The organism is Haematobacter sp., from assembly GCF_032102465.1.
GTDB lineage: Bacteria > Pseudomonadota > Alphaproteobacteria > Rhodobacterales > Rhodobacteraceae > Haematobacter.
On sequence record NZ_DAMDHB010000001.1, the window covers coordinates 287,782 to 313,785 of the forward strand.

Sequence of the window (26,004 nt, forward strand, 5' to 3'; positions counted from 1 at the left end):
CACGACGGGCAAGGGGGGCCGAAGATCAAGGACCGCTGAGAGACATCCTTCGGAGTGCGGAGGGAGCCGCGATTGCTAAAGGCAAGCTGGCCCGTTGATCCGAGCGTATCCGGCCCGCTAGTGAGCGCCGACATGGAACAACAGCTGCAGCCCACCTAGTTCGCTACCATGCTAGCAGATCATCAACCCCAAAGAAGTTCAGCCATAATAGGCTAAATCCCATAAAATCGATCCTCGCTTATCTGGGGCGGCGAAGGCGGCGAAGGCGGCGAAGGCGGCGAAGGCGGCGAAGGGCCTCGGGACTTTGAGACACATGTCAATGGAGTGCATCAGCGTTTGGCAATACTGCAGCCAGAAACTGCTATGGCCCCCGATAACTCTTCCGCCTGATCCTAGAGTGCGGCCCGAGGAGAGGACCGGACATGAAAAGACCGAAGTTCGCGGGAGAGCATATCACTGCTCCTCAGTCGATTCGCATTCGTGGCCGATCGTCCTCTGATTGAGGACGTAAGGGCGCGACCTGCTGCGAGGCCTGCGTATCCCCAATCGCCGGTCCGAGCCGTGGATCACTTCAACTGCAGCATTGAGACCGTTCTTCAAACATGAAGCGCCGGATCATTCGCGGCCACGGTTTTGATCCAACCGCGTGATCACATCTCGATCGATTTTCCATCAGCACCGTCGAGACCAATGGCAATTTGGCAGCTGGCGTCCGCTTCGAGCTAACCAATGCCTGACAAATTTTCCAAGCTCCGCAGCGATCGGCTGGGTTGACGGGAGTCCATCTGCCCCTGAACTATTCGAACTCTCTGCCCGCGAGCGCCCTGCGAATTTCCGTCCGCACGAGTTTGCGGACATTCCGCGTCATACGCTCGCCCAGCGGGCCCTGAAGTTCTTCCCTCAGAATCTCCGCGACAAGCATCCGGAGATGTTCATCATTCAGTTCCGGTTTTTCATCCGCGAAAAGACCAATGTCGTCTTCCAGATCAGGCAGCGCCGCCGAGGGCATGTTTTCCGCGCCGCAACCGACGCGCACCTCCTCGGGAAGATATACCTGTTCCTCTGCCTCAATGCGGCCGACGGCAGGAGCGAATTCCATCTGTTCCACGCCCGGGTCGTCAAGAGGGAGTTCATCGGGGGCGTCCGGCGGGGTCTCTACCGGCTCTTCGACGGGGATTTCGGCAGGCTCCTCTACCGGGTCTTCCGGGATGTCGGGGGGAGGTGCCTCCTCCGGTGTATCCGGGGGCAGTTCGGTGGGCGCATCGGGCTCTGGAGGAACTTCCACGGGAGGGCGACCGGCCTCCGCATGTAGTTCGTCCTGTTCCTCGCTCTCATCGCTATGGGAGAAGGAATTCCGCACAAGCTGGAACCGGCGGGCTTGAGTTTGACGGAAAGCGATCGGTTCCGCTGTATGTGGTTCCGGCTCGTCAATCGAGATAAACGGCGCTTCATCGACATCATGAAGATCGTCGCGGAACCCCCTGCTCTCTATCGGCTCGGGTGCGCTTGCCCGCGCCGCGACTGCCGCTTCGAGCACGGCCAGCGCATCCTCTATGGAGCCACGTCCATCCGCGTGCTCCACGCGTAATTCCGGGGTGAGCATGAGACGCTCCCCCGCAGCGCGTTCTCCCTGGAGGCGCATCTCCAACCCGTCGCTGTCCTGCGCGAGAAGACGGCGGATCGCCGTCAGCACATCTTCGATCTCGCCACGTTTACCGGAGTCAGACATATCGCCTCGATCCTTCTGTCCGCTGGAGCATCGAGCCGCCCTACGTGGCTTGGCCAGCCCACGACTCACATGTCATCATGACAGGAAATAGTTACTTTTTCCCTATGCTCTGCAGCACACGGTCAAGTTTCTGGCCCTGGATGGAAGTATAGGGGGCCTCGCGCACCGCATTGTAGTAGGCGGCCGGATCATATGTCGGAATGCCGAGCTTCAGGTGATCCACGGTAAGAAGGCCCATCGCGGACAGGACCGAATAGGCAGCAACATATTGTTGCGACTGCGCGGAAATCCGGCTTGCCCGGGCGTTCAGCAACTCCTGCTCCGCGTCCAGGACGTCAAGCGTGGTGCGCGCGCCGAAGCGGGCCTCCTCCCGGACACCATCATAGGCGACCTGCGCCGCCCGGATCTGTTCATCGATAGACGCCAGAGAGGCACGCGAAACCTGCAGTTGCGACCAGGCGGCACCAACCTGATAGGCCACGTTCACAGCCGACTGCTGAAGCGCCGCGCGGGCCTGATCCCGACCGGCGATCGCCTGACGATGCAGGGATGACAACGCGCCCCCCTGATAGATCGGCTGGGTCAGCGAGAGAGTAAGGGCCGAGGCATCATCCCCGCTCTGATCCCGCGCGACGGAACCGGTGGCAGAAACTGTCGGCAGGCGCTGTGCCGCCGCGAGCGAGACGTTCAGTTCCGCCACGTTGACCTGACGCTGCGCCTGACGCACATCGGGATGGGTACGAACGCCGACCGCCTTTGCATCATCCACGGATGCCGCGCTGCGGGGCGGCGTCGGCGGCGTGGCGAGAGTGCCCGGGTACTGCCCGGTCGCGGCCTTGTAAGCCTCCCGTGCCGTGGTCAGATCACCTTGAGCGCTGGAAAGCTGCGCGCGGGTCGAGGCCAGCCGAGCCTCCGCCTGCGCGACATCGGTGCGTGTCACCTCGCCCACGTCGAATCGATCCTGCGCGGCCCGAAGCTCCTCGCCGATCACGCGCACCGAATTTTGGTTCAGCGAGACATACTCAATGGCACTGCGCACGTTCATATAGGCCTGAACGGCATTCAGCAGCACCTGCTGCTCAACCCCGACCAACGCCTCGCGCGTGGCAAGCACCGATTCGCGCGCGATCTCTATCCCAAGCCGATTGCGGCCCGAATCATAGAGCGTGAGACTTGTGGACAGCCCTATGGTGCTTGTGAGCCGCCGCGTCAGTACGGGATCCACCCACCGCGACTGCGCCACGAAAGCGAGCGTCGGGCGCAGCGCTGCGACGGCAGTAGCCACATCTTCGTCCGCTGCGCGGAGAACGGCCCGGTTCTGCTCCAGAAGGTTGGAATTGCGATAGGCCGCGATGAGCGCGTCTGTCAGCGTTTCGGCCCCAGCCGAAGTAACGGACAAACCCGCCGCGAATAACGCCGCGAAAAACCTGACCTTCGATCGCCCTGCCATGTCCCGCCTCGTTCCTGATCTTTTTTTCATTAGTCAGGCGGTGTCCTGTCCAGATCCAGTCTAGAACACGAAACCCCGCTCTGCCGCAAAGCCCGGAAGGACGGGCGCGGAAGCATTGAAAGCATAGCGCCAAGTCATCTCGCCGTCGATCTTGTATCCGATGCGACAGACGCCGAGAGCACGCTCCATGAACAGGCAACCGATGCGGCCGCCATCCTTGAGCTGGGCGAGGATCTTTTCCGGAACGTCTTCGACAGCCCCTTCGAGGATGATCACGTCGAAAGGCCCGTGTTTGGGAGAGCCTTCGGCGAAGTCACCCTTGACGATTACGGCGTTGTCCACACCCTCCGCCGCGAGCAGATCCTGCGCTTCTGCGGCAAATTCCTCATCCTGTTCGATGCCGACGACGGCTTCGGCCAGCCGTGCGATCACCGCGGTCGAATAGCCGAGCCCCGCACCGATATCGAGCACGAGATCGTCCGCCCCGATATCCAGAGCATCAAGGAGCTTGGCCAGTGTGCGGGGTTCCAGCAGAAACCGATCCCGCCCGATATAGACGTTCTCGCCGACATAGGCGGCTTCGCGCAACGGGGCGGGAATATAGACTTCGCGCGGAACGCTCAGCATCGCATCGATAATCGGGTATTTCGTCACATCAGCGGGGCGGATCTGGGTGTCCACCATCACCGTGCGGCGGCTCGCGAAATCCGACATTGCCCGTTCCCGTCCAGTCCTGCGTCGAAGGTGTCTTGCCACAGAAAATCAGCGGCGGCAACAACGCCCGTTGCGCCTCACTGCTGCCGAAACCTTAGCCTTGCCGGGGCCATAATCGCAGCGTTCCGACCATAAAGTCGGTGATTCTCTGGGCATAGTTTCGAATTATGCCGCTAGTTTATGCAGAAATGTCGAGAATTGACCGGGATTGTCGCAAACGACCTAGCGCCAAGGCGCGCCGCTGGTCGTGATACCCACTCATGGCTCCGATGGAGCTATAGAAGAACGAGCGGCCCGAGCCGCCAGACAGGGAGACTTGCGTGGAACCAGCCCAGGGCCGCGACCGGTTCGTGGAGTTCGAGCACGTTCAGAAGAGCTACGACGGCGAAAACCTCGTCGTCAAAGACCTCAATCTCACGATTTCCGAGGGAGAATTCCTCACCATGCTCGGACCCTCCGGTTCGGGCAAGACCACCTGCCTCATGATGCTGGCAGGGTTCGAGACCGCGACTCACGGAGAGATCCGGCTGGACGGCCGTCCGATCAATACCGTGCCGCCGCACAAGCGGGGCATCGGCATGGTGTTTCAGAATTACGCGCTCTTTCCGCATATGACCGTGGCCGAAAATCTTGCCTTCCCGCTCGAAGTGCGGGGGATGGGGAAGGCGGAACGTGAGGCAAAGATCGCCCGCGCGCTCGACATGGTGCAGATGGGCGCATTCGGGGCAAGGCGCCCGGCCCAGCTTTCGGGGGGCCAGCAGCAGCGCATCGCCCTCGCCCGGGCGCTGGTGTTCGATCCGAAGCTCGTGCTGATGGACGAGCCGCTGGGCGCGCTGGACAAGCAGCTCCGCGAGCACATGCAGTTCGAGATAAAGCGCCTGCACCACGAGCTTGGGATCACCGTCGTCTATGTCACCCACGATCAGGGCGAAGCGCTGACCATGTCCGACCGGGTCGCCGTGTTCAACGACGGGCGCATCCAGCAGCTCGCCCCGCCCGATGAGCTTTACGAACGCCCGCGGAACAGCTTCGTCGCCCAGTTCATCGGCGAGAACAACCGCCTTCCGGGCACGGTCGAGAAGCTCGGCCCGGACAAGGCTCTCATCCGGCTCGCTACGGGCGAGGTGATCGACGCGACGCCGGTCAACCTGCGCCACGAAGGGCAGGAGACGCTGGTTTCGATCCGCCCGGAACGAGTGGAGTTCAAGCCGGAGATGATGCCGAAGGACGCCCACATGATCGACGCGGAAGTGATCGAGGTGATCTACATGGGCGACGTTCTCCGCACCCGGATGAAGGTCGCGGGGTCGGACGATTTCGTGATGAAATGCCGCAACACGTTGAGCCAGACGAAACTCTCGCCAGGGCAGCAACTCAGGATCGGCTGGGCACCGCAGGATGCGCGCGCGCTCGATCCGGTCTGACTCCGGAAGCGGCAACGGACAGCATAAGGCGGATTTCCGCGGAAACCGCCGGATAACAGGGCAAACAGGGAGCCTGAAGATGAAGAAGATACTTGCGCTGACGACGGCGCTCTCGGCGGCGGGCCTTAGCACCGCGCAGGCCGAGGTCGTGGTGATGAGCTGGGGCGGCGCCTATGGCATGGCGCAGACCGAGGCGCATGTGAAACCCTTCGAGAAGGACACCGGCATCAAGGCGACGATGCTGGATTCCGACAACCCCGCCGCGCCGATCAAGGCGATGGTGGAGGCGGGCAACGTCACCGTGGACATCGCGTCGCTCGAATATTCCGACGCGGTGCGGCTTTGCGACGAAGGGCTGCTGGAGGAGATCGACGTCTCCAAGCTCGCCGCGGCGCCCGATGGCACCGCTGCCGCGGACGACTTCTTTGAGGGCGCCGTGACGGATTGCCTCGTCGCCACCGACGTCTGGGCCACCATCTATGCCTATGACGAGACCAAGTTCCCCGGCGAGAAGCCCGCAACCGCCGCCGACTTCTTCGACACCGCCAAGTTCCCGGGCAAGCGCGGTATGCGCAAATCGCCCAAGACGGTGATCGAACTCGCCCTGATGGCGGACGGCGTGCCGGCGGCCGAGGTCTATGACGTGCTGGCCACCCCGGAAGGGCTGGACCGCGCGTTCAAGAAGCTCGACACGATCAAGAAGGATGTCGTCTGGTGGGAAGCCGGCGCCCAGCCGCCGCAGCTTCTGGCGGATGGTGAGGTTTCCATGACGATGGCCTATAACGGGCGCATCTTCAACGCGGTGATCGGCGAGGGCAAACCCTTCGTCACCGTCTGGGATGGCATGCAGTACGAGTTCGAAGGCTACGTCATCCCGAAAGGTGCCCCGCATCTGGAGGACGCGATCAAGTTTCTCGACTATTCGACCTCGCCCGAGAAGCTCGCCGACATGACGCAATACATCAGCTATGGCCCGACGCGGAAATCCACCGCGACCATGGAGCGGACCTACAAGGACGGCAAGACCGTCATGGCCCCCTATCTGCCCACCACCCCGGCCAACATGACCAATGCGGTCGAGACGAACTTCGAATTCTGGGTCGATCACGACGCGGATCTGAAAGAGCGTTTCAACGCCTGGCTCATCAACTGACCTGAAGAAGCCCGTCCCGGCCCCGCCCCTGCGGGACCGGGCATGTCCAGTCTATCCGGCGGCGGGATGTCAGCGCGCCTGCCGCCAATCCAGAGGCATCGAAGCAAGATGGTCGAAACCACCGCGGTCTATCCGCCCGGACGACAGCCCGACAGTGTCCTGCCGGAAGAGAGCGGCAAAGCGCTCAGACGGTCACTGGCACGGTCGCAGAGGAGCGCACGGCGCAGGGCGCTGCTGCTTGTGCTGCCGCTGCTGCTGTTCATCGTCGTCACCTTCGTGATGCCCATCGGTCAGCTTCTGCTCCGCTCGGTCTATAACGACGGCTTTTCGGCCAACATGCCTGCGGTCTCCGGCTGGCTGGACGATCACCCGGGTGCGGAACCCGACGAGAGCGCCTTTGCCGCGCTCGCCACCGACATCAGGAATGCGGCGGAGGCCAAGACCCTCGGCACCGTCGCCACGCGGGTGAACTACGACCTGCCCGGCACGCGTTCGCTCTTCACCTCCGCGGCGCGAAAGTCGCGCGACTGGCAGCCGCCCTACCATGAGACGATCGTGGCGGAGGATGCGCGCTGGGGCGACCCCGTGCTCTGGGGCGTGATGCGTCAGGCCGCGCATCCCTATACCGCCAACTTCTACCTCGCCGCGATCGACATGCAGCGCGATGACGCCGGCGCGATCGAGCGCGTGCCGGAGGACCGCCGCATCTATGTGCCGCTCTTCCTGCGCACCTTCTGGCTCTCCGCCCTCATCACCGGCATCTGCCTCGTTCTGGCCTATCCCATCGCGCATCTGCTGGCGACGCTGCCGCTTCGGCGGTCCAACCTGCTGATGATCCTTGTCCTGCTGCCCTTCTGGACATCGCTTCTTGTCAGGACGACGGCGTGGATGGTGCTTTTGCAGGAACAGGGCGTGGTCAACAACATGCTCGTCGCGCTGCGGATCATCAACGACGATCAGCGCCTGCCGATGATGTACAACCAGTTCGGCACGATCATCGCGATGACGCATATCCTGCTGCCCTTCATGGTATTGCCGCTCTACTCCGTGATGCGGCCGATCAACCCCTCCTACGTGCGCGCGGCGCGGAGCCTCGGCGCGACCTCCTGGACAGCCTTCCGCCGGGTGTATTTCCCGCAGACCCTGCCGGGGATCGGGGCGGGGTCGCTGCTCGTCTTCATCCTTGCGGTCGGCTACTACATCACCCCCGCGCTGGTCGGCGGGGCAAGCGGGCAGCTCATCTCCAACCTGATCGCCTATCACATGCAGGGCAGCCTGAACTGGTCGATGGCGGCGGCGCTGGCGGCGATCCTGCTGGCCGCGGTGCTGCTGCTCTACTGGCTCTATGATCGCCTGATCGGCATCGACAACATGAAGCTCGGCTGAGGAACGACGATGGCCCTTCCCGTCTATGCAAGCCCGCTCGAACGCGTCTGGCACTATGTCTATCTGACGCTCTGCACGCTCATCTTCCTGTTCCTGATCGCGCCGATCCTTGTCGTCATCCCGCTCTCCTTCAACGCGGAGCCCTACTTCACCTTCACGGAGAAGATGCTGGCCTTCGATCCCCAAGGCTATTCGACGCGCTGGTATGACATGCTCCTGACCTTCGGCACGCAAGCCCCGGATGCTCCGCGGACGAGCGCCTTCTGGGCAGACGTGTGGCAGAACGCGACATGGGTGAAGGTCGCCAAGAACTCGATCATCGTCGGCTTCTTTGCGACGCTGGTCGCCACGACGCTCGGCACCATTGCAGCGCTTGGCCTTTCCCGGCCCGAGATGCCGTTCCGCCGGTCGATCATGGCGCTGCTGATCTCGCCGATGATCGTGCCGGTCATCATCACCGCGACGGGGCTGTTCTTCTTCTACTCGCGTATCCAGATCCAGCAGTGGGGCGTGCCCTACCTCGGCCTTGTCCTGTCGCATGCGACGCTCGGGATCCCTTTTGTCATCATCACGGTGACGGCGACGCTGGTCGGGTTTGACCGGTCGCTCAGCCGCGCGGCGGCGAGCCTCGGTGCGTCTCCCGTCCGAAGCTTCTTCAAGGTGACGCTGCCCATCATCCTGCCGGGGCTGATCTCCGGGGCGCTCTTCGCCTTCGTGACCTCCTTCGACGAGGTGGTGGTCGTGCTGTTCCTCGCCAGCCCGGACGAGCAGACCATTCCCCGCCAGATGTGGAACGGCATCAGGGAGCAGATCAGCCCCGCCATCCTCGCCGTGGCGACCATCCTCATCGTGGTCTCCATCGGTCTTCTGACCACGGTCGAACTCCTGCGCCGTCGGTCGGAGCGTCTCCGCGGCCTCAGCCCTGGCTGAGGACAGCGGCCGGAAATGAAGCGGGACGCAAGCCATCGCCTGCGTCCCGCCCACATTATCAAAGGCCTGCCGCCCGAGGCTCAGACCGGGGGCTCAGACCCGAAGCTCAGACCGCCGCTTTGCGCATCTCGTCGAGATAGATTTCCCGAAGGCGTGCCGCCACCGGGCCGGGTTTCCCTTCCCCGATCGCTGCCCCGTCGATTTCGACCACCGGCATCACGAAAGCGGAGGCGGAGGTGAAGAACGCCTCGTCCGCCGCCTGCGCTTCCTCGACCGTGAACAGCCGCTCCTCGACCTCCATCTGCGCCTCGGCGGCGAGACGGATCACCGCGGCGCGGGTGATGCCATGCAGGATCTCCTCGGAGAGGGGCCGGGTGATGATCCGCCCGCCTTTCACGATATAGACGTTGTTGGACGACCCCTCCGTGACGAAGCCGTCCTCCACGAACCAGGCGTCATCGACCTCCGCTTTCTTGGCCATCATCTTGGCCATGCTCGGGTAGAGAAGCTGCACCGTCTTGATGTCCCGGCGCCCCCAGCGGATATCGGGGACGGAGATCACCTTCGCGCCGGTCTTCGCCTGCGGACTGTCCGCCAGACCGGGCTTCGACTGGGTGAACAGCACCAGCGTTGGCGTTACACTCTTGTCGGGAAAGGCGAAATCGCGGTCGCCCGGATTGCCGCGGGTGACCTGAAGATAGACCATGCCATCCTCCACCCCGTTGCGCGCGATCAGTTCCCGGTGGATCTCCAGAAGCTCATCATCCGAAACGGGCGCGGCCATCTCCAGCTCGCCCAGCGAGCGGGCGAGCCGCCTTGTGTGGCCGTCGAAATCCACCAGCTTGCCGCCCAGAACGCTCGTCACCTCATAGACACCGTCCGCCATGAGGAAGCCGCGATCAAAGATGGAGACGCGCGCCTCCTCCTCCGGCAGATAGTCACCATTCACATAGACGATGCGGCTCATGTTACCCCCAAAGCTCGGCGTCGGACGGATGCACGCCCGCAGCGTCGTAAAGCAGCGGGCTGACGCGGTCTTCGGCCAGAAGCAGCGGCCCGTCAAGATCGACAACAGCCGCGCCCTGCGCCACCAGCACAGCAGGCGCCATGGCGAGGGAAGACCCCACCATGCAGCCGACCATGATGCCATAGCCCGCCGCATGCGCCGCATCACGCAGCGCCAGCGCCTCCGTCAGGCCGCCTGTCTTGTCGAGCTTGATGTTGACGAGGTCGTATTTGCCCGCGATGTCGTCCAGCGAATGCCGGTCATGACAGCTTTCGTCGGCGCAGACCGGCAGGGGGCGTGCCATTTCCGCCAGCATCTCGTCCGCCCCTGCAGGGAGCGGCTGCTCCACCAGCGCCACGCCGAGCCGCACGAGATGGGGGGCAAGGTCGCGATAGACCTCCGCCGTCCAGCCTTCGTTCGCATCGACGATGATCCGCGCCTCCGGGGCGCCACGCCGCACGGCTTCCAGCCGGCCCATGTCATCGGCGGTGCCGAGCTTGATCTTCAGCAGAGGACGGAAGGCGTTCCGGCGCGCCGCCGCCTCCATCCGTTCCGGCGTATCCAGCGACAGGGTGAAGGCGGTGATCATCGGCTCCGGCCTCGGCAGCCCCGCCATATCCCAGACACGCCGGCCCGCGCGTTTCGCCTCCCAGTCCCAGAGCGCGCAATCGACCGCGTTCCGCGCGGCGCCCGGCGGCAGCATGGCCTGCAGCTCCGTCCGGCTTACGGGAAGCTCAAGCCCCTCGATCTGCCGGGTCACGCTCTCCAGACTTTCGCCGTAGCGGGCATAGGGCACGCATTCGCCGCGCCCGGTGATGCCATCCTTCTCCGCCGTGACGGTCAGCACCTTGGCCTCCGTGCGGGAGCCGCGCGATATGGTGAACACTTCCGCGAGCCGGAAGGTATCGGGGATTACGGTCAGCTTCATGGTCAGGACGCCATCAGCGCATCGACCAGCCGGCCCGCGCCATGCCGGAACGGATCGACCGTGGGCAGGCCCATCTGCTGCTCCACGTTCTGAAGATAACGCACGGCCTCCTCCTCGCTCATGTGCTGGGTGTTGACGGAGATGCCGACGACCTTGCACTCCGGGTTGCCCACGCGGGCGAGCTGGAGCGACACGTCCCGCAGGTCCTCCAGGCTGGGCAGTTTGTAGTCCGGCAGGCCGCGCATATGCGGCCGGGTCGGCTCATGGCAGAGCACCAGCGCATCCGGCTGGCCCCCATGCACCAGCGCCAGCGTCACCCCGGAATAGGAGATGTGGAACAGGCTCCCCTGCCCCTCGATCATGTCCCAATGGTCCTCGTCATTGTCCGGCGTCAGGTATTCCACCGACCCCGCCATGAAATCAGCGACGACCGCGTCAAGCGGCACACCCCCGCCGGTAATGAGGATACCCGTCTGCCCGGTCGCACGGAAATCGGATTTCAGGCCCCGCTCCCGCATTTCCTTGTCCATGGCAAGGCAGGTGTACATCTTGCCGACCGAGCAATCGGTGCCCACGGCCAGCATCCGTTTGCCGGAGCGCTTCTTGCCGTTGGCAATGGGATAATCCACGACCGGAACCCGGACATCATGAAGCTCCCGCCCGAAACGTTCCGCGGCGGCAACCAGCAGCGGCTCATCCCGGAGCAGGTTGTGCAGCCCGGAGGCAATGTCGAATCCCTCCTCCAGCGCCTCCACCAACACCTTGATCCAGCTGTCCGAAATCACCCCGCCACGGTTCGCCACCCCGACGACCAGCGTCTTGCAGCCCGCCGCCTTCGCCTCCGCCAGGGTCATGTCGGGGAGTTTCATGTCGGCCTTGCAGCCCTCCATGCGGAACTGCGCCACGGCGAATTCGGGGCGCCAGTCACGGATGCCCTGCGCCACCTTTGCCGCCAACGGGTCGGGTGCGTCACCAAGAAAAAGGAGGTAGGGCGTCTTTATCATGGGGAACCTCGGAGATTGAACACCCCCATGATGACGCGCCGCCCCGCAGGCGCAACCCCCGATCAGACAGGCATTCCGCTAGCGGAAGCAGGCGAGAATGGCCGCATAGTGCATCGCCGCCGCCGTCACCACGAACCCGTGCCAGATCGCCGTCTGGAAACGCAGTTTTTCCCAAAGGAAGAATATAACGCCCAGCGAATAGACCAGCCCGCCGGCCAGGATCAGCACTTGTGACAGGACGGGAATGCTCTGCATCACCGGTGCCGCGATCAGCAGGCCGCTCCAACCCATCGAGAGGTAGAGAATCAGCGACAACCACCCGTATCCGACGGGAAAAATCCACTTGCTCGCAACTCCGGCGATAGCCATCAGCCAGATAGCGCAGAGCATCACCACGGCGGAATAATGGCTCGCGCTTCGCTCAAGAAACGGCGTGTATGTGGCTGCAATCAAAAGAAAAATTGAAGAGTGATCGAAGCGGCGCAGAACCAGCTTCACCGCCCCTTCGGGCCAGAGGTTGTAAGCCAGCGAGACTGAGAGAGCGACCACCAGGATGGCGCCGTAGAGCGCGGCAGCCGCCTGCCCGCTCCACCCCGCGCCCGAGGCAGAGACGACGAGAACGACCGTCCCGAGAAGCGCCAGCGCCACTCCGACGCCATGCACGATCCCATCCGCGATCAGCTCCTCACGGCGGGGCCGCAGGCGCGGCACGCCACCGGGCAAATCGGAGGGCAGATCGGAGGGAGCGGACTCTGTCATCTGTGGCATGGCATGACTTTGCCAGCGATCGCGGCGACTGCCAAGCGACGCTTGTGTGACAGAATGTCAGCGTGCCGCGAGCAGGCGGGGAAATTCTATCGCGGGGCAGCGATCCTGCACCACATCGACCCCGCGGGCGCGGGCGAGCTCCGCCGCTTGAGGCGCGGTGACACCCAGCTGCATCCAGACCGTCCTGAGATTGGGCAGGGTGGCAAGCGCCTCCTCCACAACGGCGCCCGCGGCATCCGAACGGCGGAAGATGTCGATCATGTCGATGGCACCGGGATCGGGGATATCGGCGAGGCTGGCCACCGCTGTCTCGCCCAGGATGGTTTCGCCCGCATGGCCCGGATTGACCGGCACGATCCGCCATCCCAGGCTCTGAAGGAAGCGGGCCACGCCATAGCTGGGGCGCGTCGGATTGGGTGACAGACCGACGACGGCGACATTTCGCGTATCGCGCAGGATGCGGGCAAACAGGGCGGATTCGCTCTGGACCATGACTGTGTCTCCAGAATAAAAAAGCGCCCAGTCACGAAGACCGGGCGCCAGTCGCGGAACGAGGGACAGTGAACCGAAGCACGGAGGTTCCGATTCCGCGCTTCTGATTGAGCAGATAGAGACCCTTTCCCGCTTTTAAAGGGGGGAGTCGCGAATCTGTGAACATATTCAGAACGAATGCTAATTTCCGGATGCGATGGATTGCTCCTCCGCTGTGGCAGTTTTGTCGATCCCGGTTGTCGCGGCGGCCCAGACCGTCAATTCATCGGCGCTGCGGAACAGGTACAGGCGCCCGTCCTGGATGGCGAAAACCTCCGGGTCGGAGGCTACTTTTCGGCCGCCGCTCTCCATCGCCCGGCTGCACCATCCGCCGAATTGCGGCGCATAGGCGCGCGGATCCGCTTCAAAAGCCAGAAGATTTTCATGCGAGGCAAAGAGCCAGATCGCACCTTTCCACTTCAGGGCGTATTGCGTCTTGCCCTTCACGGGATGCGCGGCACTGAAATAGGATACCGGGTCGCGGCCCGCGAGCGCGATCCCGCCGGGCGCGAAGATGCGGCGATTTGTCCCCGCGAGCGCTGGAACAGCCCCGGACAAGGCCACCACCCCGCCCGCACCCAGAAAGAACAGTTCCCGGCGCCCCATCCGGCGACCTGCCCCGCGCAGGGTTCCGCGGCGGTCTGAAAGGCTGTGCGGCAAAGCGCCGGGTGCGGTGAGCACCGTCATGGCGCGCTCCTTCAGTCGGTCAGTTGTCCGTCACAGATGACATGGCCCAAGGGCGCGGAAAACCCGCGCTCCCGCAACCGTGATGGCGCGGGGCCTACTCTCCCGAACCTGTGCCCAACCGGCCACGGTGACCGGCAGCATAGAGCGCCACCGCAGCAGCATTGGAGACGTTGAGGGAACCGAACTCTCCTGCTGCGGCAATGTGGACGATCACATCGCAGGTTTCCCGCGTCTTTTCACGCAGCCCCGGACCTTCCGCGCCAAGCACCAGCGCCACCGGGCGGTCACCGAGATCGGAAAGCGCCGCGTCCAGCGCGACAGTCGCCTCCCCGGCAAGACCGATCAGCGTGAAACCCATGTTGCGCAGCGTCTCCATCCCGTCGGAAAGGTTACGGATGCGCAGATAGGGCTGGCGCTCCAGCGCGCCGGACGCACTTTTCGCAAGGGCTCCCGTCTCCGGGGCGGAGTGCCGCTGGGTGCCGATGACGGCCCGCGCACCGAAAACCTCTGCGGATCGCAGGATCGCGCCCACGTTATGCGGATCCGTCACCTGATCGAGCAGGACAACAAGCGGCGCCCCTTCTCCCGAAATGGCGACATCCTCCAGCCGGCCCCAGTCGAGCGGCTTCACCTCGAGAGCCGCGCCCTGATGTACGGAGCCCGGATCGATCGGAACGTCGAACTTTCTCGGATCGGCAATCTCCGGTGTCATACCGCTTTCGGCGATGGCGTCCCCAAGCCGGTCCGCGGCGTTCTTGGTCACGACAAGCCGCAGCCGCGTGCGTCTGGGGTTGAGCAGCGCATCGCGCACCGCGTGCAGCCCGAACAGCCAGACGGTTTCCGCCGCAGCGGCCCGTTTGGCCCGCTCCTTATCAATGACCCAAGCCGGTTTTTTCATGGCACGCCCCGCACAGACAACCGGTTGCAACCGGCGTTCAAAAGCCCCCGGACCGCGTCCACGGCCTAATGATGAAAGAGGGAAACATGCACATATCCCATGCCAGAGGCATGGTCCATGCCATCTGTCGCGGAACCGCCACTCCATTGATTTCTCGAAGAAATTTGTGGAAGTGGTGGGCGACCCTGGAATCGAACCAGGCATGGGTCTCCCCGGCGGAGTTACAGTCCGCTGCCGCACCTTGCAGCACGTCGCCCGACGCGAGGCGGGGATTACAGGAGCCCATGGATCCCGTCAAGGCGATTTTCCGGCCGAAGCCGACATTGTTCCGTCAATACGGATGGCTCAAACCGTCACCGAATGTCGCAAATGAACAGCCAGCCGTTCCCCGCCTGACTTAAAGAGGCGTGATGACACAGGATCGCACCTTTCTCGGCATCGCGCTGATGCTCGGCTTCTGCCTGACGGCCCCCATGATCGACGTGGCCTCCAAGATCGCCTCGCAGGCGGTGCCGGTGGGACAGGTGACTGTGGCGCGCTTTGTCGTGCAGGCCGCGCTCATGGTGCCGGTGGTCATCCTGATGCGGGTGGAATGGCGCATGTCACGCCGCGTGCTCGGGCTGACGTTCCTCCGCGCCGCCGTATCGATTCTCGCCACCTACGCCTTTATAGCCGCAGTTCAGGTCATGCCGCTGGCCGATGCGCTGGCCATCGCTTTCGTGGAGCCGTTCATCATCCTGCTGCTTGGCTGGGCGTTGTTCGGCGAAAGCGTGGGTCCGCGCCGGATCGCCGCCTGCGCGGTTGGTTTCGCGGGAGCCCTGCTCGTTATTCGGCCGAGCTTTGTGACCTTCGGGCCGGTCGCCTTCTTTCCCCTCATGACAGCGGTCTTTTTCGCGCTCTATATCCTCATCACGAGGAGCCTCGCCCGTCAGCAACATCCGGTCGCCATGCAGGCGCATACGGCGCTCGCCGCCTGCGTTCTGGCGATCCCTGCCTTGCTGCTGCCGCTGGATATTCCGGGCGTGCAGCTTGGGCTGGCATGGCCGGACAACGGAGCGATCTGGCTGGCGCTGGCGGGGGTGGGCGCCGCTGCCACCGTCGCACACATGCTGATGACCTATGCGCTGCGTTTTGCCGGATCGACCACGCTCGCCCCCCTGCACTACTTTGAGATGATCGCGACGGTGTTCTTCGGCTACACGATCTTCGGTGATCTCCCCGATGCCATCAGCTGGGCGGGAATCGCCATCATCACCGCTTCGGGTCTTTATCTCGTGCACCGGGAACGTGTGGCACAGCGGACAGCAGCGCCGACAGCGCCGGCTGCAATGCCTGTCGGGGAAGCAGCACCAGCATCCCTCGTCCCGTGAAGGACAGGCGCACGACCTCCGCCGCAGTGCGATTGGAGGTGCCGACCCTGCCCGCCGGAGCAAAGCCGATACCGTCGATCGGCCAGACCAGCCCCTCGCTCCGCCCCCGGACCGGTGCGAGCGGATAGAGCGAGAGGCGCGTTCCCACGGGCAGGCGCAGCGTCAGCGTGGAGGGCGCGCAGAACACCACATCCTCCTCGCCGATCAGCAGGACGGGCATGGGGGCGCGGATGAGCACCGTCAGCGCGGCGAGGGCGTGATCCAGCCGCCCGCCCAGAAACCCCAGCCCCAGCACGAAGGGAGCCGCCAGGCGCTGCAGGCACTTCTCGAAATCCGTGGTGTCCTGCTCGGCCACCTCCAGAACGGCGTTGCCCATCGCCTCCCGGCCAGCAGCGCTCAGCGAGTCGAGATCGCCGATGACGAGCTCAGGACGGACACCCAAGGCCAGCGCCCTGTCGGCCCCGCCGTCGGCGGCAACGGCCACCGGCGCGAGGGACAGCGCCAACTCAAGCGAGGATGGCGAAATATCGGCACCGCCAAGCAAAGTGATGCCAGATGTTGCGGTAAGGACGGGTTCGGGCATGGGCTCATGTTGACGGGCCACGCCCGGACTGGCAATCTCTCGCGTCAGATTGACCGGTCCGGGCGGCGGCGGCAAGCCGCATTCGGACGGGCGGAACAGCTTGATCGGGAACAGGCCCGGTCCGGCGGATATGGCGAAAAGAATGACAACGAGCGGCAAGACCCTTTCCGTCACCTACGGCGACTTCTCCTGCCGTATCGAAGGCTACGAGGCCCCCGCACCGGTTCTCGCGCAGGTGCTGGCCGCTTTGCGGCAGGCCGCGGGGGGAAACACAGCGCTCGGCACGCGTGTCGTGGATCAGGCGGACTTGGCGGCCCTGTCGAAGGCGTTTCCGCCCGCTGACGTCTCTGTTTCCGAGGGCGTGCTGCGGCTGACGGCGTCCACGACGGAAGAGCGGGATCACAGACCCACCTACGGCCTTTCGGCGGAGGAAATCGCGGCATTTGCGGAGCCGAATATCGGGGAAAGCGCGGAGCCCGCCGCCCAGGCAGAGCGCGCGTTGCAGGACGACATGAGCGCTCCCCTCCTGCTTCTTGCAACCCAGCGGGTGGACATGCCCGCCCCGGCCCAGCAGGTGAGCCTGCCGCCCCTGAAGCTCATGCCTCATGAGCTTTCCGTCACAAAATACCCCGCCATTTCGGCGGATCGTCTGAAAAGCGTGCTGGCCGAGATTGCGCCGGCCAGTCTGACGGAGCGGATGGAGGCGATCGCAGCCTATCTTATGGCGGTGGAAGGCTGGACGGATTTCACCCGTCCGGCGCTTCTGGATGCGTTGTCCAAATCGAGCAACACGCCCTATCCGTTCGAGGAGGAGCTGAAATCCTTCGGTGTTCTCGTCCGCGAAGGCCGCTTCCGGCGGCTGGGAGAAGGGCGTTTCGCCGTTGCGGAGGACTCCGCGTATTTCGATGAGTCCCACAGCAGCGTCGCCTGATCCCGCCTATTCCTCCGGCGCGTCGGGATCGGCGCGCCCCACCCCCAGGAACACTGCCCGGAACGGCAGCGCCCAGAGGATGCCCAGGCCGACATAGATCGCCAGTTCCACCCAGAACGGCTGGCGCCCGAAACGGGCGTCCAACCAGTTCATCAGCGTGACCGCGACGGCGATATAGAGCGGCACACCCACCAGCAGGATGAGCAGCGACAACCGCCGCCGGGCTTTGTAGCCAAGCGCCATCAGTCCGCGAACGGATCGGTGACGAGGATCGTGTCGTCCCGCTCCGGGCTGGTGGACAGGAGCGCCACGGGGCACTGGATCAACTCCTCGATACGGCGGACGTATTTCACCGCCGCCGCCGGAAGCTCCGCCCATGAGCGCGCGCCCGCGGTAGATTCCTGCCAGCCCTCCAGCTCCTCATAGATCGGCGTCGCGCGGGTCTGGAGTGCCGCAGCGGTCGGCAGGTGGTCGTATTTCACGCCGTCCACCTCATAGCCCACGCAGATCTTCAGCGTGTCGAACCCGTCCAGCACATCGAGCTTCGTCAACGCGATGCCGTTGACGCCCGAGATCGCGCAGGTCTGACGGACCAGAACCGCGTCGAACCAGCCGCAGCGGCGCTTCCGCCCGGTGACAGTGCCGAATTCATGGCCCCGCTCGCCCAGACGCTGACCGATCTCATCCTCCAGCTCCGTCGGGAACGGACCGGAACCGACCCGCGTGGTATAGGCCTTGGCGATTCCCAGCACGAAGCCGATGGCGGAGGGGCCAAGCCCCGTCCCCGTCGCGGCCATCCCCGACATGGTGGTGGAGGAGGTCACGTAAGGATAGGTGCCGAAGTCGATATCCAGCAGTGAGCCCTGCGCCCCTTCAAACAGGATGCGCTTGCCAGCCCGGCGCTGTTCGTTGAGGATTTTCCACACCGGCTGCGCATAGGGCAGCAGTTTCGGCGCGATCTCCAGCAGCTTCGCCTTCAGCTCCGCCCGATCCACGGCAGGCGCGCCGAGACCCTGACGCAGCGCGTCATGATGGGCGAGCAGCCTGTCCAACCGCGCCTCGAGCGTTTCCTCATCGCCGAGATCGGCCACGCGAATCGCCCGACGGCCCACCTTGTCCTCATAGGCCGGGCCGATGCCGCGCCCCGTGGTGCCGATCTTGGAGGCGCCTGCCGCTTCCTCGCGGATCTTGTCGAGATCCTGATGCAGAGGAAGGATCAGCGGCGTGTTTTCCGCGATCATCAGGTTGTCGGTGGAAATCGCGACACCTTGGCCGGAAAGCTTGTCGATCTCCGAAAAGAGCGCCCACGGGTCCAGCACCACGCCGTTGCCGATCACGGCGAGCTTGCCCGGCCGCACGATCCCGGAGGGCAGCAGGGACAGCTTGAACACCTTCTCGCCGATCACGAGCGTATGGCCGGCATTGTGCCCCCCCTGGAAGCGCGCGATGATATCCGCCCGCTCCGAGAGCCAATCCACGATTTTTCCCTTACCCTCGTCGCCCCACTGGGCGCCGACGACGACGACATTGGCCATTTCAAGACTCCGCCTCTGGTCGATGCGGGGAGTCCTTACCGCGACCGCGCGCGCAAAACCACGCGAAAATCGCACCGGGGGCGAACAGGGTGACTTGCGACCCGTCCGCCATGCCTCTAGATAGGCGCGGAACGAAAGGCCGGCTGCCCCATGGAAAACATCCTGCTCATCATCCACCTCCTGCTCGCGCTGGCGCTGATCGTCGTCGTGCTGCTCCAACGGTCGGAAGGCGGCGGCTTGGGCATGGGCAGCGGGGGCGGCGGAACCGGTGTCATGACCGGGCGGCAGGCGGCGAGCGCGCTGACCCGGCTGACCTGGGGTTTTGCGATCGCCTTCCTGTGCACCTCGGTCGCACTGACGATCATCTCGGCGGAGCGGTCGGGCGGCGGTTCGGTTCTCGACCGGCTCGGCTCCGATCTCACGCCTCCGCCCGCGGCGAGCGAGCCTGCTCTTCCCGCGGATGGCGGCAGCCTCCTGCCGCCCTCGACCGGCAGCGCACCGGCCACGCCGCCCCGCGCAGACTGACCAGCAGGCTGACCGGCTGAAAGATCGATACCGGCGGACGCCCGCGCGCCCGCCATTTCACTGTTACATCAACACAAGTTATCGGGGCTTCAGGAAGTCTTTCCGCAGGATATTGCGCACCCTTAAGGTTTCCGCTATATCCCAAGTCCCGTGATGCCGCGATTCTTGCATGAACCGCGGCAGATTCTTATTGGAACTCACGGGAGCAGCTTCATGGCACGTTACGTCTTCATCACGGGCGGGGTAGTCTCCAGCCTGGGAAAAGGGCTCGCCTCGGCTGCCTTGGGCGCGCTTCTTCAGGCGCGCGGCTATTCTGTCCGCCTGCGCAAGCTGGACCCCTATCTGAACGTCGATCCGGGCACCATGTCGCCTTTCGAGCATGGTGAAGTGTTCGTCACCGATGACGGCGCAGAGACCGACCTCGACCTCGGCCATTACGAGCGGTTCACCGGCGTCTCGGCCCGCAAGACCGACAGCGTCTCCTCCGGCCGGATCTATTCCAACGTGCTGGAGAAGGAACGGCGCGGCGACTACCTTGGCAAGACGATCCAAGTGATCCCGCACGTCACAAACGAAATCAAGGACTTCCTTCGCGTGGGCGAAGATGAGGTGGATTTCATGCTCTGCGAGATCGGCGGCACCGTCGGCGATATCGAGGGGCTGCCCTTCTTCGAGGCGATCCGCCAGTTCGCGCAGGAGCGGCAGCGCGGGCAGTGCATCTTCATGCATCTCACCCTCCTGCCCTATATCGCCGCGAGCGGTGAGCTGAAGACGAAACCCACCCAGCATTCCGTGAAGGAGCTGCGCTCCATCGGCATCGCGCCCGACGTTCTGGTCTGCCGGTCGGAGAAGCCCATTCCGCAGAAGGAGCGCGAGAAGATCGCCCTGTTCTGCAACGTCCGGCCCGATGCGGTGATCGCCGCGCCCGACCTCAAGACCATCTACGAGGCGCCGCTGGCCTATCACCGCGAAGGGCTGGATCAGGCGGTGCTCGACGCCTTCCAGATCGCCCCCGCCCCGCGCCCGGACCTCTCCCGCTGGGAGGATGTCATGGACCGGCTCGAGAATGCCGAAGGCGAGGTGCGCATAGCCGTCGTCGGCAAGTACACGCAGCTTGAGGATGCCTACAAATCCATCGCGGAGGCGTTGACGCATGGGGGCATGGCCAACCGCGTACGGGTCAAGGCGGAATGGGTGGACAGCGAGATTTTCGAGCGGGAGGATCCCGGCCCCTGGCTGGAGGATTTCCACGCGATCTGCGTTCCGGGCGGCTTCGGGGAGCGCGGCACCGAAGGCATGATCAACGCGGCCCGCTTTGCACGGGAGCGGAAAATCCCCTATCTTGGGATCTGCCTCGGCATGCAGATGGCGGTGATCGAATCCGCCCGCAACCTTGCCCGGTTGAATGACGCGGGGTCGGAGGAGTTCGATCACGAAGCGGGGGAAAAGCGTTTCACCCCGGTCGTTTACCATCTCAAGGAATGGGTGCAGGGCAACCATCGGGTCGAGCGCAAACTGGGCGACGACAAGGGCGGCACGATGCGGCTCGGCGCCTATACGGCCGTGCTGAAGCAGGGATCGCGCGTTGCGGGCATCTATGGCTCGCCGGAGATCGAGGAACGCCACCGGCACCGCTATGAGGTGGACATCCGCTACCGCGATCAGCTCGAAGGGCACGGGCTGGTGTTCTCCGGCATGTCGCCCGACGGGCGCCTCCCCGAGATCGTCGAATACGAGAACCATCCGTGGTTCATCGGCGTGCAGTTCCACCCGGAACTGAAGTCGAAACCCTTTGCGCCGCATCCGCTGTTCGCCGATTTCGTGCGGGCCGCGAAAGAGGCCGAACGTCTGGTCTGACCCTGCGCCACGGCGCGGGGGACGCCCCCCGCGCCCCCCGGCGTCACCGGCAAAGCAATGCCGCAACCAGACAGAAAGCTGCCAGAAAGCGGATACCGGCCGCCTTCTTCCTTGCCCGACGCGCGAGAGCGGTTAGATTTCGCTCAACCAGACACATCGGAGCGCGCAATGATCCGCCACATCCTTCTTCCCGCCTTTCTGCTCACGCTCGCGGGTTGCGGGCCGCTGATCAACGGCGGAGCCGATCCTGATCGTCTGAACTGCCTCGGCGAAGGAGCGGAAGCCCGCTGCCAGACCGTCTGGGACCGTGATCTGGGCGCCAGCTACCCGGCAGGCCGCTCGCAGCGTGGCTCCTACACTTCCGCCCCCACCGTCACCGTTTCCCCGGAAACCGAAGCCATGAGCGTGCCGGTGGTTCGGGACCGCTCCGGCGTCGCGGCCATCAGCCTGCCTGCCGCCTGCCTTATCGGGGACCGTGCCTATCCGCAGGGCTCGCAAGCGATTCGGGCGTTGACCGGTCAGTATCGCGGCATCGGATTCATCAATCCGCAGCCGTTGAACGGGCAGAGCAAGCAGGAGATCTGCACTTGCTCCATGGCCGAGGGCGCCGGCCCCTACTGGGCCTGCATCTGACTCTGCGCCGCAGGATGTGATTCGCGAACACGCACCACCGGACTTATATCGACACCCATGCTCCAGGATCTCATCCGCCTTTTCACGGGCGACACCGATCGCCATTCCTTTGCCACCGACGACGTGCGTCTGGCACTGACGGCCCTGCTGGTCCGCGTCGCACGCGTGGACGGCACCTACTCCGACGAAGAGAGCGACCGGATCGCCCGGATCGTCGGCACCCGCTTCGCCCTGGGTCCGTTTGAGGCGGCCTCCTTGCTGCGCGAGGCGGAGAAGCTGGAGCAGGTCGCCCCCGATACGGTGCGTTTCACCCGCGTCATCAAGGATGCCGTCGCCTATGAGGAGCGCGAAGGCGTGATGGAGGCCTTGTGGGACGTGGCCCTGGCTGACGGGATGCGGAACCAGGAGGAAAACGCGATGCTGCGGCTCACCGCGAACCTGCTGGGCGTGAACGACCGGGACAGCGCACTTGCCCGCCAGCGGGTGGAAAGCCGTCGCGCTTGACCGAGTCTGCCCAGCCAAGGGGCAGGACGTGAAAGATTGCCTGCATTTTATGCGACCAATCGCCCCTGACGCGCGGGACTTGTTGCAATTCATCAGGAAAATCGTCCAACTATCGACCAAGCAACAGGACGATGCCCCCCGTGACAACAGCGACACCGCCCGTCATCGAAATCATCAATCTCCACAAATCCTATGGCAACCTCGAGGTGCTGAAGGGCGTCAGCCTCACTGCACCGCGGGGGCATGTGGTCTCGCTCATCGGCTCCTCAGGATCGGGGAAGTCCACGCTGCTGCGCTGTGCCAACCTGCTGGAGGACAGTCAGGAGGGTGAGATCCTGTTCGAGCGGGAAGCCGTCCTGTGGCACGGAGAGGGGCTGCACCGCCGGCCGGCCTCCCGCCCGCAAGTGCTCAGGATCCGCACGAACCTGTCCATGGTGTTCCAGCAGTTCAACCTGTGGTCCCACATGACGGTTCTCCAGAATGTCATGGAAGCGCCGGTCACCGTGCTTGGACAACCCCGCGAGGAGGTGGAGGCGCGTGCGCTGCAGCTTCTGGACAAGGTGGGGATCGGCGACAAGGCCGACCGCTATCCCTCGCAGCTTTCCGGCGGGCAGCAGCAGCGGGCCGCTATCGCGCGGGCCCTTTGCATGGAACCGAAGGCTTTGCTCTTCGACGAACCCACCTCGGCGCTGGACCCGGAGCTGGAGCAGGAGGTGATCCGCGTCATCAAGGCGCTGGCCGATGAGGGGCGTACGATGATCATCGTGACCCATGACATGCGGATGGCCGCCGACGTTTCCGATCACGTCGTCTTCCTCCATCAGGGACGGGTGGAGGAGGAAGGATCGCCGGATACGCTTTTCGGCGCACCGCGAAGCGAGCGGTTGCGCCAGTTTCTTCGCGCGGGCGGTGAATAACGCCCGGCAAGCCCATAAAAGGACAGGGAGTTCTACTATGAAGAAAATCGCAATGACCGCCGCGGTTCTGGCGACGATGGCGGGATCCGCCTTCGCCCAGCAGGTGGTGCGGATCGGGACGGAGGGTGCATATGCCCCCTACAACTTCATCAACGACAGCGGCAAGCTTGACGGATATGAGATCGAACTCGGCGGCGAACTCTGCAAGCGGCTCAACCTGACCTGCGAATTCGTGCAGAACGACTGGGACACGATCATGGCGAACCTCAACTCGGGGAACTACGACCTGATCATGGCCGGCATGTCCATCACCGACGAGCGGAAGAAGGACCGGCTTTTCACGCAAAACTACACCCCGCCCACCGTCTCGCTCTACGTCGCCACCTCCGATGATGTCGATGTGACCAAGGGCATCGTGGCCGCACAGACCGCGACCATTCAGGCACAGCACGTGGCCGAATCAGGCGCGACGCTGGTTGAGTTCGCGACGCCCGACGAAACCGTCTCTGCCGTGCGCAACGGTGAGGCCGATGCCGTTCTGGCCGATCTGGACTATCTCAAGCCGATCGCGGATCAGTCGAACGGCGAGCTGGTCATCGTGGATCGCGTGCAGCTTGGCGAAGGTGTCGGCGCGGCCTTCCGCATGTCCGATGCGGCGCTCCGCGACCGTTTCGACGGCGCTATTGCGGAGATGAAGCAGGACGGCTCCATCAACAAGCTCATCCTGAAATGGTTTGGCGAGGACGCCGTCGTCTATTGATTGCGACGGGGATCGGGGTACGTCCCCGATCCTCTCTCCCCTTCCCGGATAATCCGAGCCGCCGATGTTCAGCTTCTGCGCCGATCCCGCCACACTCGACGGCCTTCAATGGTATGCGTGCTACCTGACATCGGGCAAGCACCTGCTGTTCTACCGCTCCTTTCTGGTGGTGATCGCGCTTCTTCTCATCACCGCGCCGCTGGCGCTCGCGCTCGGCTTTGCCGGAGCGGTTGCCGCGCGGTCGCATTTCGCGCCGATGAGCCTCATCGGCAAAGGCTACAGCGCCATGGTGCGCGGTGTGCCGGATATCGTGTTCTTCCTGTTCGTGCCGCTGATGATCGACCAGGGGCTCGAATGGATGCGTCACAAGATCAAATGCCCCGACTGGACCGAGCCCGTCCGGCGCGGGTCGGACTTTATCGTCTGCCCGGAGGCAAAGCTGCCGCTCGCCTCGTCGCCGCCGTGGATCCATGAGACCTACGGGTTCACGCTGGCGGTCGTTGCCTTCGCCATCGTCTTCGGGGCCTTCGCCGCCAATGTGATCTATGGCGCGATGAATTCCGTGCCCAGGGCGCAGCTGGAAACGGGCGAAGCCTACGGGATGAGCCACGGCCAGATCTTCCGCCGCATCCTTGTGCCACAGATGTGGACCTACGCGATTCCGGGCCTGTCCAACCTGTGGATGATCCTCATCAAGGCCACGCCGCTCCTGTTCCTGCTGGGGGTTCAGGACATCGTCTATTGGGCGCGCGAACTCGGTGCCTCCAAGACCTCGCATTTCGACTATCCGCATGGCGACTGGCGGCTGTGGTACTTTCTCGTCCTGCTCGCCTGGTATCTCCTGCTGACATGGGTGAGCGAGCGGGTTCTCGCCCGTTACACGCGCAGGCTCGCCATGGGGCAGGCCACGCTCGCGGGTGAACAGATCAGGAGAGCGGCATGACCTGCGGCGAGGCGTTTCAGCTCTATGGCCTCCGCGCGCTGGGGTTCGGGGAGCGGCGGCTCCCGACGGGAGAGATCGGGCTTTGCGAGCAGGTGGTCCTCATCGGTTCCGGCCTGCTGTGGAACATCTATTTCGCGGCGCTCGCCCTGCTGATCGGGTTCTTCCTCGCCACCGGTCTTGCGCTTGCCAAGGCCAGCCCCCGGCGCTGGCTGTCGAAACCGGCGGACCTCTTCATCTTCCTGTTCCGCGGGTCTCCGCTCTTCATCCAGTTCTTCTTTGCCTACGAACTGTTCATGCTGCTGCCGAAGGTGGGCGTGGACATCCCGCTCGGTTTCACCACGCTCACCGTTGAAACGCGCTGGCTCACGCGGGCATGGCTTGGCGCGCTGATCGTGCTGTGTCTGAACACGGCCGCCTATTCGGGGCAGATCTTCTACGGCGCGCTGATGGCGGTTCCGAAAGGCGATATCGAGGCCGCGGATGCGTATGGCTTCTCCAGCCGCCAGAAATTCACGCGCATCGTGTGGCCGACCATGCTGCGCCTCGCCTGGCCCGCCTATACGAACGAGGCGATCTTCCTGCTCCATGCCACGACGCTCATCTTTTTTTCCGCCTTCCCGGCGTGGCAGCAATCCGGCGACAGTCTCTATTATGCGAGCTACTTCGTTTCGAGAACCTTCAACCCGTTCGTGGCCTATCCGCTGGTCGGGCTCTACTTCATTGTGCTGACCCTGCTGGTGATCGGGCTTTTCGGGCTGGTGAACCGGCGGCTCAACCGGCATGTTCCAAGGACGGCGCGGCGAAAACTGAGATTCAGGCCGCAATACGTCAGGTAAAG

The 26,004-nt window shown here is 64.1% G+C and carries 27 protein-coding genes and 1 tRNA gene; 14 read left to right on the plus strand and 14 right to left on the minus strand.

Translation table 11 applies throughout. The features are described from left to right. Nucleotides 1–796: 796 nt before the first annotated feature. The 3 genes from RT513_RS01365 to RT513_RS01375 all read right to left on the minus strand — a co-directional run bounded on the left by RT513_RS01365 (nucleotide 797) and on the right by RT513_RS01375 (nucleotide 3,893). A complete protein-coding gene (locus RT513_RS01365) occupies nucleotides 797–1,729 on the minus strand; it encodes a hypothetical protein (protein ID WP_290689647.1) in 933 nt (310 codons plus the stop codon). Nucleotides 1,730–1,820: 91 nt separating this feature from the next. Next, a complete protein-coding gene (locus tag RT513_RS01370) occupies nucleotides 1,821–3,179 on the minus strand; it encodes a TolC family outer membrane protein (RefSeq protein ID WP_088216135.1) in 1,359 nt (452 codons plus the stop codon). Nucleotides 3,180–3,239: 60 nt separating this feature from the next. Then, nucleotides 3,240–3,893: a protein-L-isoaspartate O-methyltransferase family protein gene (locus tag RT513_RS01375; RefSeq protein ID WP_088216136.1), complete on the minus strand. Its 654-nt coding sequence runs from the start codon at nucleotides 3,891–3,893 to the stop codon at nucleotides 3,240–3,242. A 320-nt stretch (nucleotides 3,894–4,213) separates the two neighbouring features. Between RT513_RS01375 and RT513_RS01380 the strand changes: the two genes are divergently transcribed. From RT513_RS01380 to RT513_RS01395, 4 genes are all read left to right on the plus strand, one after another. Continuing rightward, nucleotides 4,214–5,317, plus strand: a complete 1,104-nt coding sequence (locus RT513_RS01380) for an ABC transporter ATP-binding protein (RefSeq protein WP_088216137.1) — start codon at nucleotides 4,214–4,216, stop codon at nucleotides 5,315–5,317. A gap of 79 nt (nucleotides 5,318–5,396) precedes the next feature. After that, nucleotides 5,397–6,470, plus strand: a complete 1,074-nt coding sequence (locus RT513_RS01385; RefSeq protein WP_290689650.1) for an ABC transporter substrate-binding protein — start codon at nucleotides 5,397–5,399, stop codon at nucleotides 6,468–6,470. A 108-nt stretch (nucleotides 6,471–6,578) separates the two neighbouring features. Next, nucleotides 6,579–7,856 (plus strand): ABC transporter permease, encoded by a 1,278-nt coding sequence (locus tag RT513_RS01390; RefSeq protein ID WP_290689652.1) that lies wholly within the window; start codon nucleotides 6,579–6,581, stop codon nucleotides 7,854–7,856. 9 nt (nucleotides 7,857–7,865) lie between these two features. Beyond that, complete coding sequence (locus RT513_RS01395; protein ID WP_088216139.1) at nucleotides 7,866–8,786, plus strand: ABC transporter permease; 921 nt, start codon at nucleotides 7,866–7,868, stop codon at nucleotides 8,784–8,786. A 106-nt stretch (nucleotides 8,787–8,892) separates the two neighbouring features. Here RT513_RS01395 and RT513_RS01400 read toward each other — a convergent pair whose 3' ends face one another. From RT513_RS01400 to RT513_RS01435, 8 genes are all read right to left on the minus strand, one after another. After that, a complete protein-coding gene (locus RT513_RS01400) occupies nucleotides 8,893–9,753 on the minus strand; it encodes a D-amino-acid transaminase (protein ID WP_088216140.1) in 861 nt (286 codons plus the stop codon). A 1-nt stretch (nucleotide 9,754) separates the two neighbouring features. Next, on the minus strand, nucleotides 9,755–10,720 hold the full coding sequence (gene dgcA / locus RT513_RS01405; RefSeq protein WP_290689654.1) for an N-acetyl-D-Glu racemase DgcA: 966 nt from the start codon (nucleotides 10,718–10,720) through the stop codon (nucleotides 9,755–9,757). Between the two features lie 2 nt (nucleotides 10,721–10,722). Beyond that, nucleotides 10,723–11,724 carry an N-acetyltransferase DgcN gene (gene dgcN, locus RT513_RS01410; protein ID WP_290689655.1) on the minus strand — a complete coding sequence of 334 codons (1,002 nt, stop codon included), beginning with the start codon at nucleotides 11,722–11,724 and terminating at the stop codon, nucleotides 10,723–10,725. A 78-nt stretch (nucleotides 11,725–11,802) separates the two neighbouring features. Beyond that, on the minus strand, nucleotides 11,803–12,492 hold the full coding sequence (gene trhA / locus RT513_RS01415; protein ID WP_290689656.1) for a PAQR family membrane homeostasis protein TrhA: 690 nt from the start codon (nucleotides 12,490–12,492) through the stop codon (nucleotides 11,803–11,805). 57 nt (nucleotides 12,493–12,549) lie between these two features. Further along, nucleotides 12,550–12,984, minus strand: coding sequence for a CoA-binding protein (locus tag RT513_RS01420; protein WP_088216143.1), 435 nt, complete (start codon nucleotides 12,982–12,984; stop codon nucleotides 12,550–12,552). 180 nt (nucleotides 12,985–13,164) lie between these two features. After that, nucleotides 13,165–13,710, minus strand: coding sequence for a YHS domain-containing (seleno)protein (locus RT513_RS01425; RefSeq protein ID WP_290689658.1), 546 nt, complete (start codon nucleotides 13,708–13,710; stop codon nucleotides 13,165–13,167). A gap of 94 nt (nucleotides 13,711–13,804) precedes the next feature. Beyond that, complete coding sequence (gene rlmB, locus RT513_RS01430) at nucleotides 13,805–14,608, minus strand: 23S rRNA (guanosine(2251)-2'-O)-methyltransferase RlmB (protein ID WP_035741257.1); 804 nt, start codon at nucleotides 14,606–14,608, stop codon at nucleotides 13,805–13,807. A gap of 173 nt (nucleotides 14,609–14,781) precedes the next feature. Then, nucleotides 14,782–14,865, minus strand: a tRNA-Tyr gene (locus RT513_RS01435). A gap of 153 nt (nucleotides 14,866–15,018) precedes the next feature. Here RT513_RS01435 and RT513_RS01440 point away from each other — a divergent pair. After that, on the plus strand, nucleotides 15,019–15,978 hold the full coding sequence (locus RT513_RS01440; RefSeq protein ID WP_290689659.1) for a DMT family transporter: 960 nt from the start codon (nucleotides 15,019–15,021) through the stop codon (nucleotides 15,976–15,978). On the opposite strand, the gene RT513_RS01445 is transcribed toward RT513_RS01440, so the two are convergent. Further along, on the minus strand, nucleotides 15,860–16,720 hold the full coding sequence (locus tag RT513_RS01445) for a thiamine diphosphokinase (protein ID WP_290689660.1): 861 nt from the start codon (nucleotides 16,718–16,720) through the stop codon (nucleotides 15,860–15,862). The genes RT513_RS01440 and RT513_RS01445 overlap by 119 nt on opposite strands. Between RT513_RS01445 and RT513_RS01450 the strand changes: the two genes are divergently transcribed. Further along, a complete protein-coding gene (locus RT513_RS01450) occupies nucleotides 16,704–17,492 on the plus strand; it encodes a hypothetical protein (protein ID WP_290689661.1) in 789 nt (262 codons plus the stop codon). The two genes, RT513_RS01445 and RT513_RS01450, sit on opposite strands and share 17 nt — an antisense overlap. A 6-nt stretch (nucleotides 17,493–17,498) precedes the next feature. Here the strand turns inward: RT513_RS01450 and RT513_RS01455 are convergent, their stop codons facing one another. Both RT513_RS01455 and RT513_RS01460 read right to left on the minus strand, forming a co-directional pair. Next, nucleotides 17,499–17,735, minus strand: coding sequence for a DUF2842 domain-containing protein (locus RT513_RS01455; protein ID WP_035740816.1), 237 nt, complete (start codon nucleotides 17,733–17,735; stop codon nucleotides 17,499–17,501). Then, nucleotides 17,735–19,027 (minus strand): adenylosuccinate synthase, encoded by a 1,293-nt coding sequence (locus RT513_RS01460; RefSeq protein ID WP_088216147.1) that lies wholly within the window; start codon nucleotides 19,025–19,027, stop codon nucleotides 17,735–17,737. The genes RT513_RS01455 and RT513_RS01460 overlap by 1 nt, the downstream gene beginning before the upstream one ends. 150 nt (nucleotides 19,028–19,177) lie before the next feature. On the opposite strand from RT513_RS01460, the gene secG reads away from it, so the two are divergent. The 8 genes from secG (at nucleotide 19,178) to RT513_RS01500 (ending at nucleotide 26,002) form a co-directional block, all read left to right on the plus strand. Further along, a complete protein-coding gene (gene secG, locus RT513_RS01465; RefSeq protein ID WP_088216148.1) occupies nucleotides 19,178–19,552 on the plus strand; it encodes a preprotein translocase subunit SecG in 375 nt (124 codons plus the stop codon). A 213-nt stretch (nucleotides 19,553–19,765) separates the two neighbouring features. Further along, on the plus strand, nucleotides 19,766–21,409 hold the full coding sequence (locus RT513_RS01470) for a CTP synthase (RefSeq protein WP_088216149.1): 1,644 nt from the start codon (nucleotides 19,766–19,768) through the stop codon (nucleotides 21,407–21,409). A 168-nt stretch (nucleotides 21,410–21,577) separates the two neighbouring features. After that, nucleotides 21,578–22,042, plus strand: coding sequence for a hypothetical protein (locus tag RT513_RS01475; RefSeq protein ID WP_088216150.1), 465 nt, complete (start codon nucleotides 21,578–21,580; stop codon nucleotides 22,040–22,042). A gap of 57 nt (nucleotides 22,043–22,099) precedes the next feature. Beyond that, a complete protein-coding gene (locus RT513_RS01480) occupies nucleotides 22,100–22,546 on the plus strand; it encodes a TerB family tellurite resistance protein (protein ID WP_290689665.1) in 447 nt (148 codons plus the stop codon). A gap of 140 nt (nucleotides 22,547–22,686) precedes the next feature. Further along, nucleotides 22,687–23,463 carry an ABC transporter ATP-binding protein gene (locus RT513_RS01485; protein WP_256947355.1) on the plus strand — a complete coding sequence of 259 codons (777 nt, stop codon included), beginning with the start codon at nucleotides 22,687–22,689 and terminating at the stop codon, nucleotides 23,461–23,463. A 37-nt stretch (nucleotides 23,464–23,500) separates the two neighbouring features. After that, a complete protein-coding gene (locus RT513_RS01490; protein ID WP_290689667.1) occupies nucleotides 23,501–24,223 on the plus strand; it encodes a transporter substrate-binding domain-containing protein in 723 nt (240 codons plus the stop codon). A gap of 64 nt (nucleotides 24,224–24,287) precedes the next feature. Beyond that, nucleotides 24,288–25,166: an ABC transporter permease gene (locus tag RT513_RS01495; RefSeq protein WP_290689668.1), complete on the plus strand. Its 879-nt coding sequence runs from the start codon at nucleotides 24,288–24,290 to the stop codon at nucleotides 25,164–25,166. Further along, on the plus strand, nucleotides 25,163–26,002 hold the full coding sequence (locus RT513_RS01500) for an ABC transporter permease (RefSeq protein WP_088216155.1): 840 nt from the start codon (nucleotides 25,163–25,165) through the stop codon (nucleotides 26,000–26,002). The genes RT513_RS01495 and RT513_RS01500 overlap by 4 nt, the downstream gene beginning before the upstream one ends. The last annotated feature ends 2 nt before the right edge of the window (nucleotides 26,003–26,004 follow it).

Bases quoted from the DNA above. Each gene is read 5' to 3' on its own strand.
- RT513_RS01365 (WP_290689647.1), bottom strand. From the start codon at position 1,729: ATGTCTGACTCCGGTAAACGTGGCGAGATCGAAGATGTGCTGACGGCG.
- RT513_RS01370 (WP_088216135.1), bottom strand. From the start codon at position 3,179: ATGGCAGGGCGATCGAAGGTCAGGTTTTTCGCGGCGTTATTCGCGGCG.
- RT513_RS01375 (WP_088216136.1), bottom strand. From the start codon at position 3,893: ATGTCGGATTTCGCGAGCCGCCGCACGGTGATGGTGGACACCCAGATC.
- RT513_RS01385 (WP_290689650.1), top strand. From the start codon at position 5,397: ATGAAGAAGATACTTGCGCTGACGACGGCGCTCTCGGCGGCGGGCCTT.
- RT513_RS01390 (WP_290689652.1), top strand. From the start codon at position 6,579: ATGGTCGAAACCACCGCGGTCTATCCGCCCGGACGACAGCCCGACAGT.
- RT513_RS01395 (WP_088216139.1), top strand. From the start codon at position 7,866: ATGGCCCTTCCCGTCTATGCAAGCCCGCTCGAACGCGTCTGGCACTAT.
- RT513_RS01400 (WP_088216140.1), bottom strand. From the start codon at position 9,753: ATGAGCCGCATCGTCTATGTGAATGGTGACTATCTGCCGGAGGAGGAG.
- dgcA (WP_290689654.1), bottom strand. From the start codon at position 10,720: ATGAAGCTGACCGTAATCCCCGATACCTTCCGGCTCGCGGAAGTGTTC.
- dgcN (WP_290689655.1), bottom strand. From the start codon at position 11,724: ATGATAAAGACGCCCTACCTCCTTTTTCTTGGTGACGCACCCGACCCG.
- trhA (WP_290689656.1), bottom strand. From the start codon at position 12,492: ATGCCACAGATGACAGAGTCCGCTCCCTCCGATCTGCCCTCCGATTTG.
- RT513_RS01420 (WP_088216143.1), bottom strand. From the start codon at position 12,984: ATGGTCCAGAGCGAATCCGCCCTGTTTGCCCGCATCCTGCGCGATACG.
- RT513_RS01425 (WP_290689658.1), bottom strand. From the start codon at position 13,710: ATGACGGTGCTCACCGCACCCGGCGCTTTGCCGCACAGCCTTTCAGAC.
- rlmB (WP_035741257.1), bottom strand. From the start codon at position 14,608: ATGAAAAAACCGGCTTGGGTCATTGATAAGGAGCGGGCCAAACGGGCC.
- RT513_RS01440 (WP_290689659.1), top strand. From the start codon at position 15,019: ATGACACAGGATCGCACCTTTCTCGGCATCGCGCTGATGCTCGGCTTC.
- RT513_RS01450 (WP_290689661.1), top strand. From the start codon at position 16,704: ATGACAACGAGCGGCAAGACCCTTTCCGTCACCTACGGCGACTTCTCC.
- RT513_RS01455 (WP_035740816.1), bottom strand. From the start codon at position 17,735: ATGGCGCTTGGCTACAAAGCCCGGCGGCGGTTGTCGCTGCTCATCCTG.
- RT513_RS01460 (WP_088216147.1), bottom strand. From the start codon at position 19,027: ATGGCCAATGTCGTCGTCGTCGGCGCCCAGTGGGGCGACGAGGGTAAG.
- secG (WP_088216148.1), top strand. From the start codon at position 19,178: ATGGAAAACATCCTGCTCATCATCCACCTCCTGCTCGCGCTGGCGCTG.
- RT513_RS01470 (WP_088216149.1), top strand. From the start codon at position 19,766: ATGGCACGTTACGTCTTCATCACGGGCGGGGTAGTCTCCAGCCTGGGA.
- RT513_RS01475 (WP_088216150.1), top strand. From the start codon at position 21,578: ATGATCCGCCACATCCTTCTTCCCGCCTTTCTGCTCACGCTCGCGGGT.
- RT513_RS01480 (WP_290689665.1), top strand. From the start codon at position 22,100: ATGCTCCAGGATCTCATCCGCCTTTTCACGGGCGACACCGATCGCCAT.
- RT513_RS01490 (WP_290689667.1), top strand. From the start codon at position 23,501: ATGAAGAAAATCGCAATGACCGCCGCGGTTCTGGCGACGATGGCGGGA.
- RT513_RS01495 (WP_290689668.1), top strand. From the start codon at position 24,288: ATGTTCAGCTTCTGCGCCGATCCCGCCACACTCGACGGCCTTCAATGG.
- RT513_RS01500 (WP_088216155.1), top strand. From the start codon at position 25,163: ATGACCTGCGGCGAGGCGTTTCAGCTCTATGGCCTCCGCGCGCTGGGG.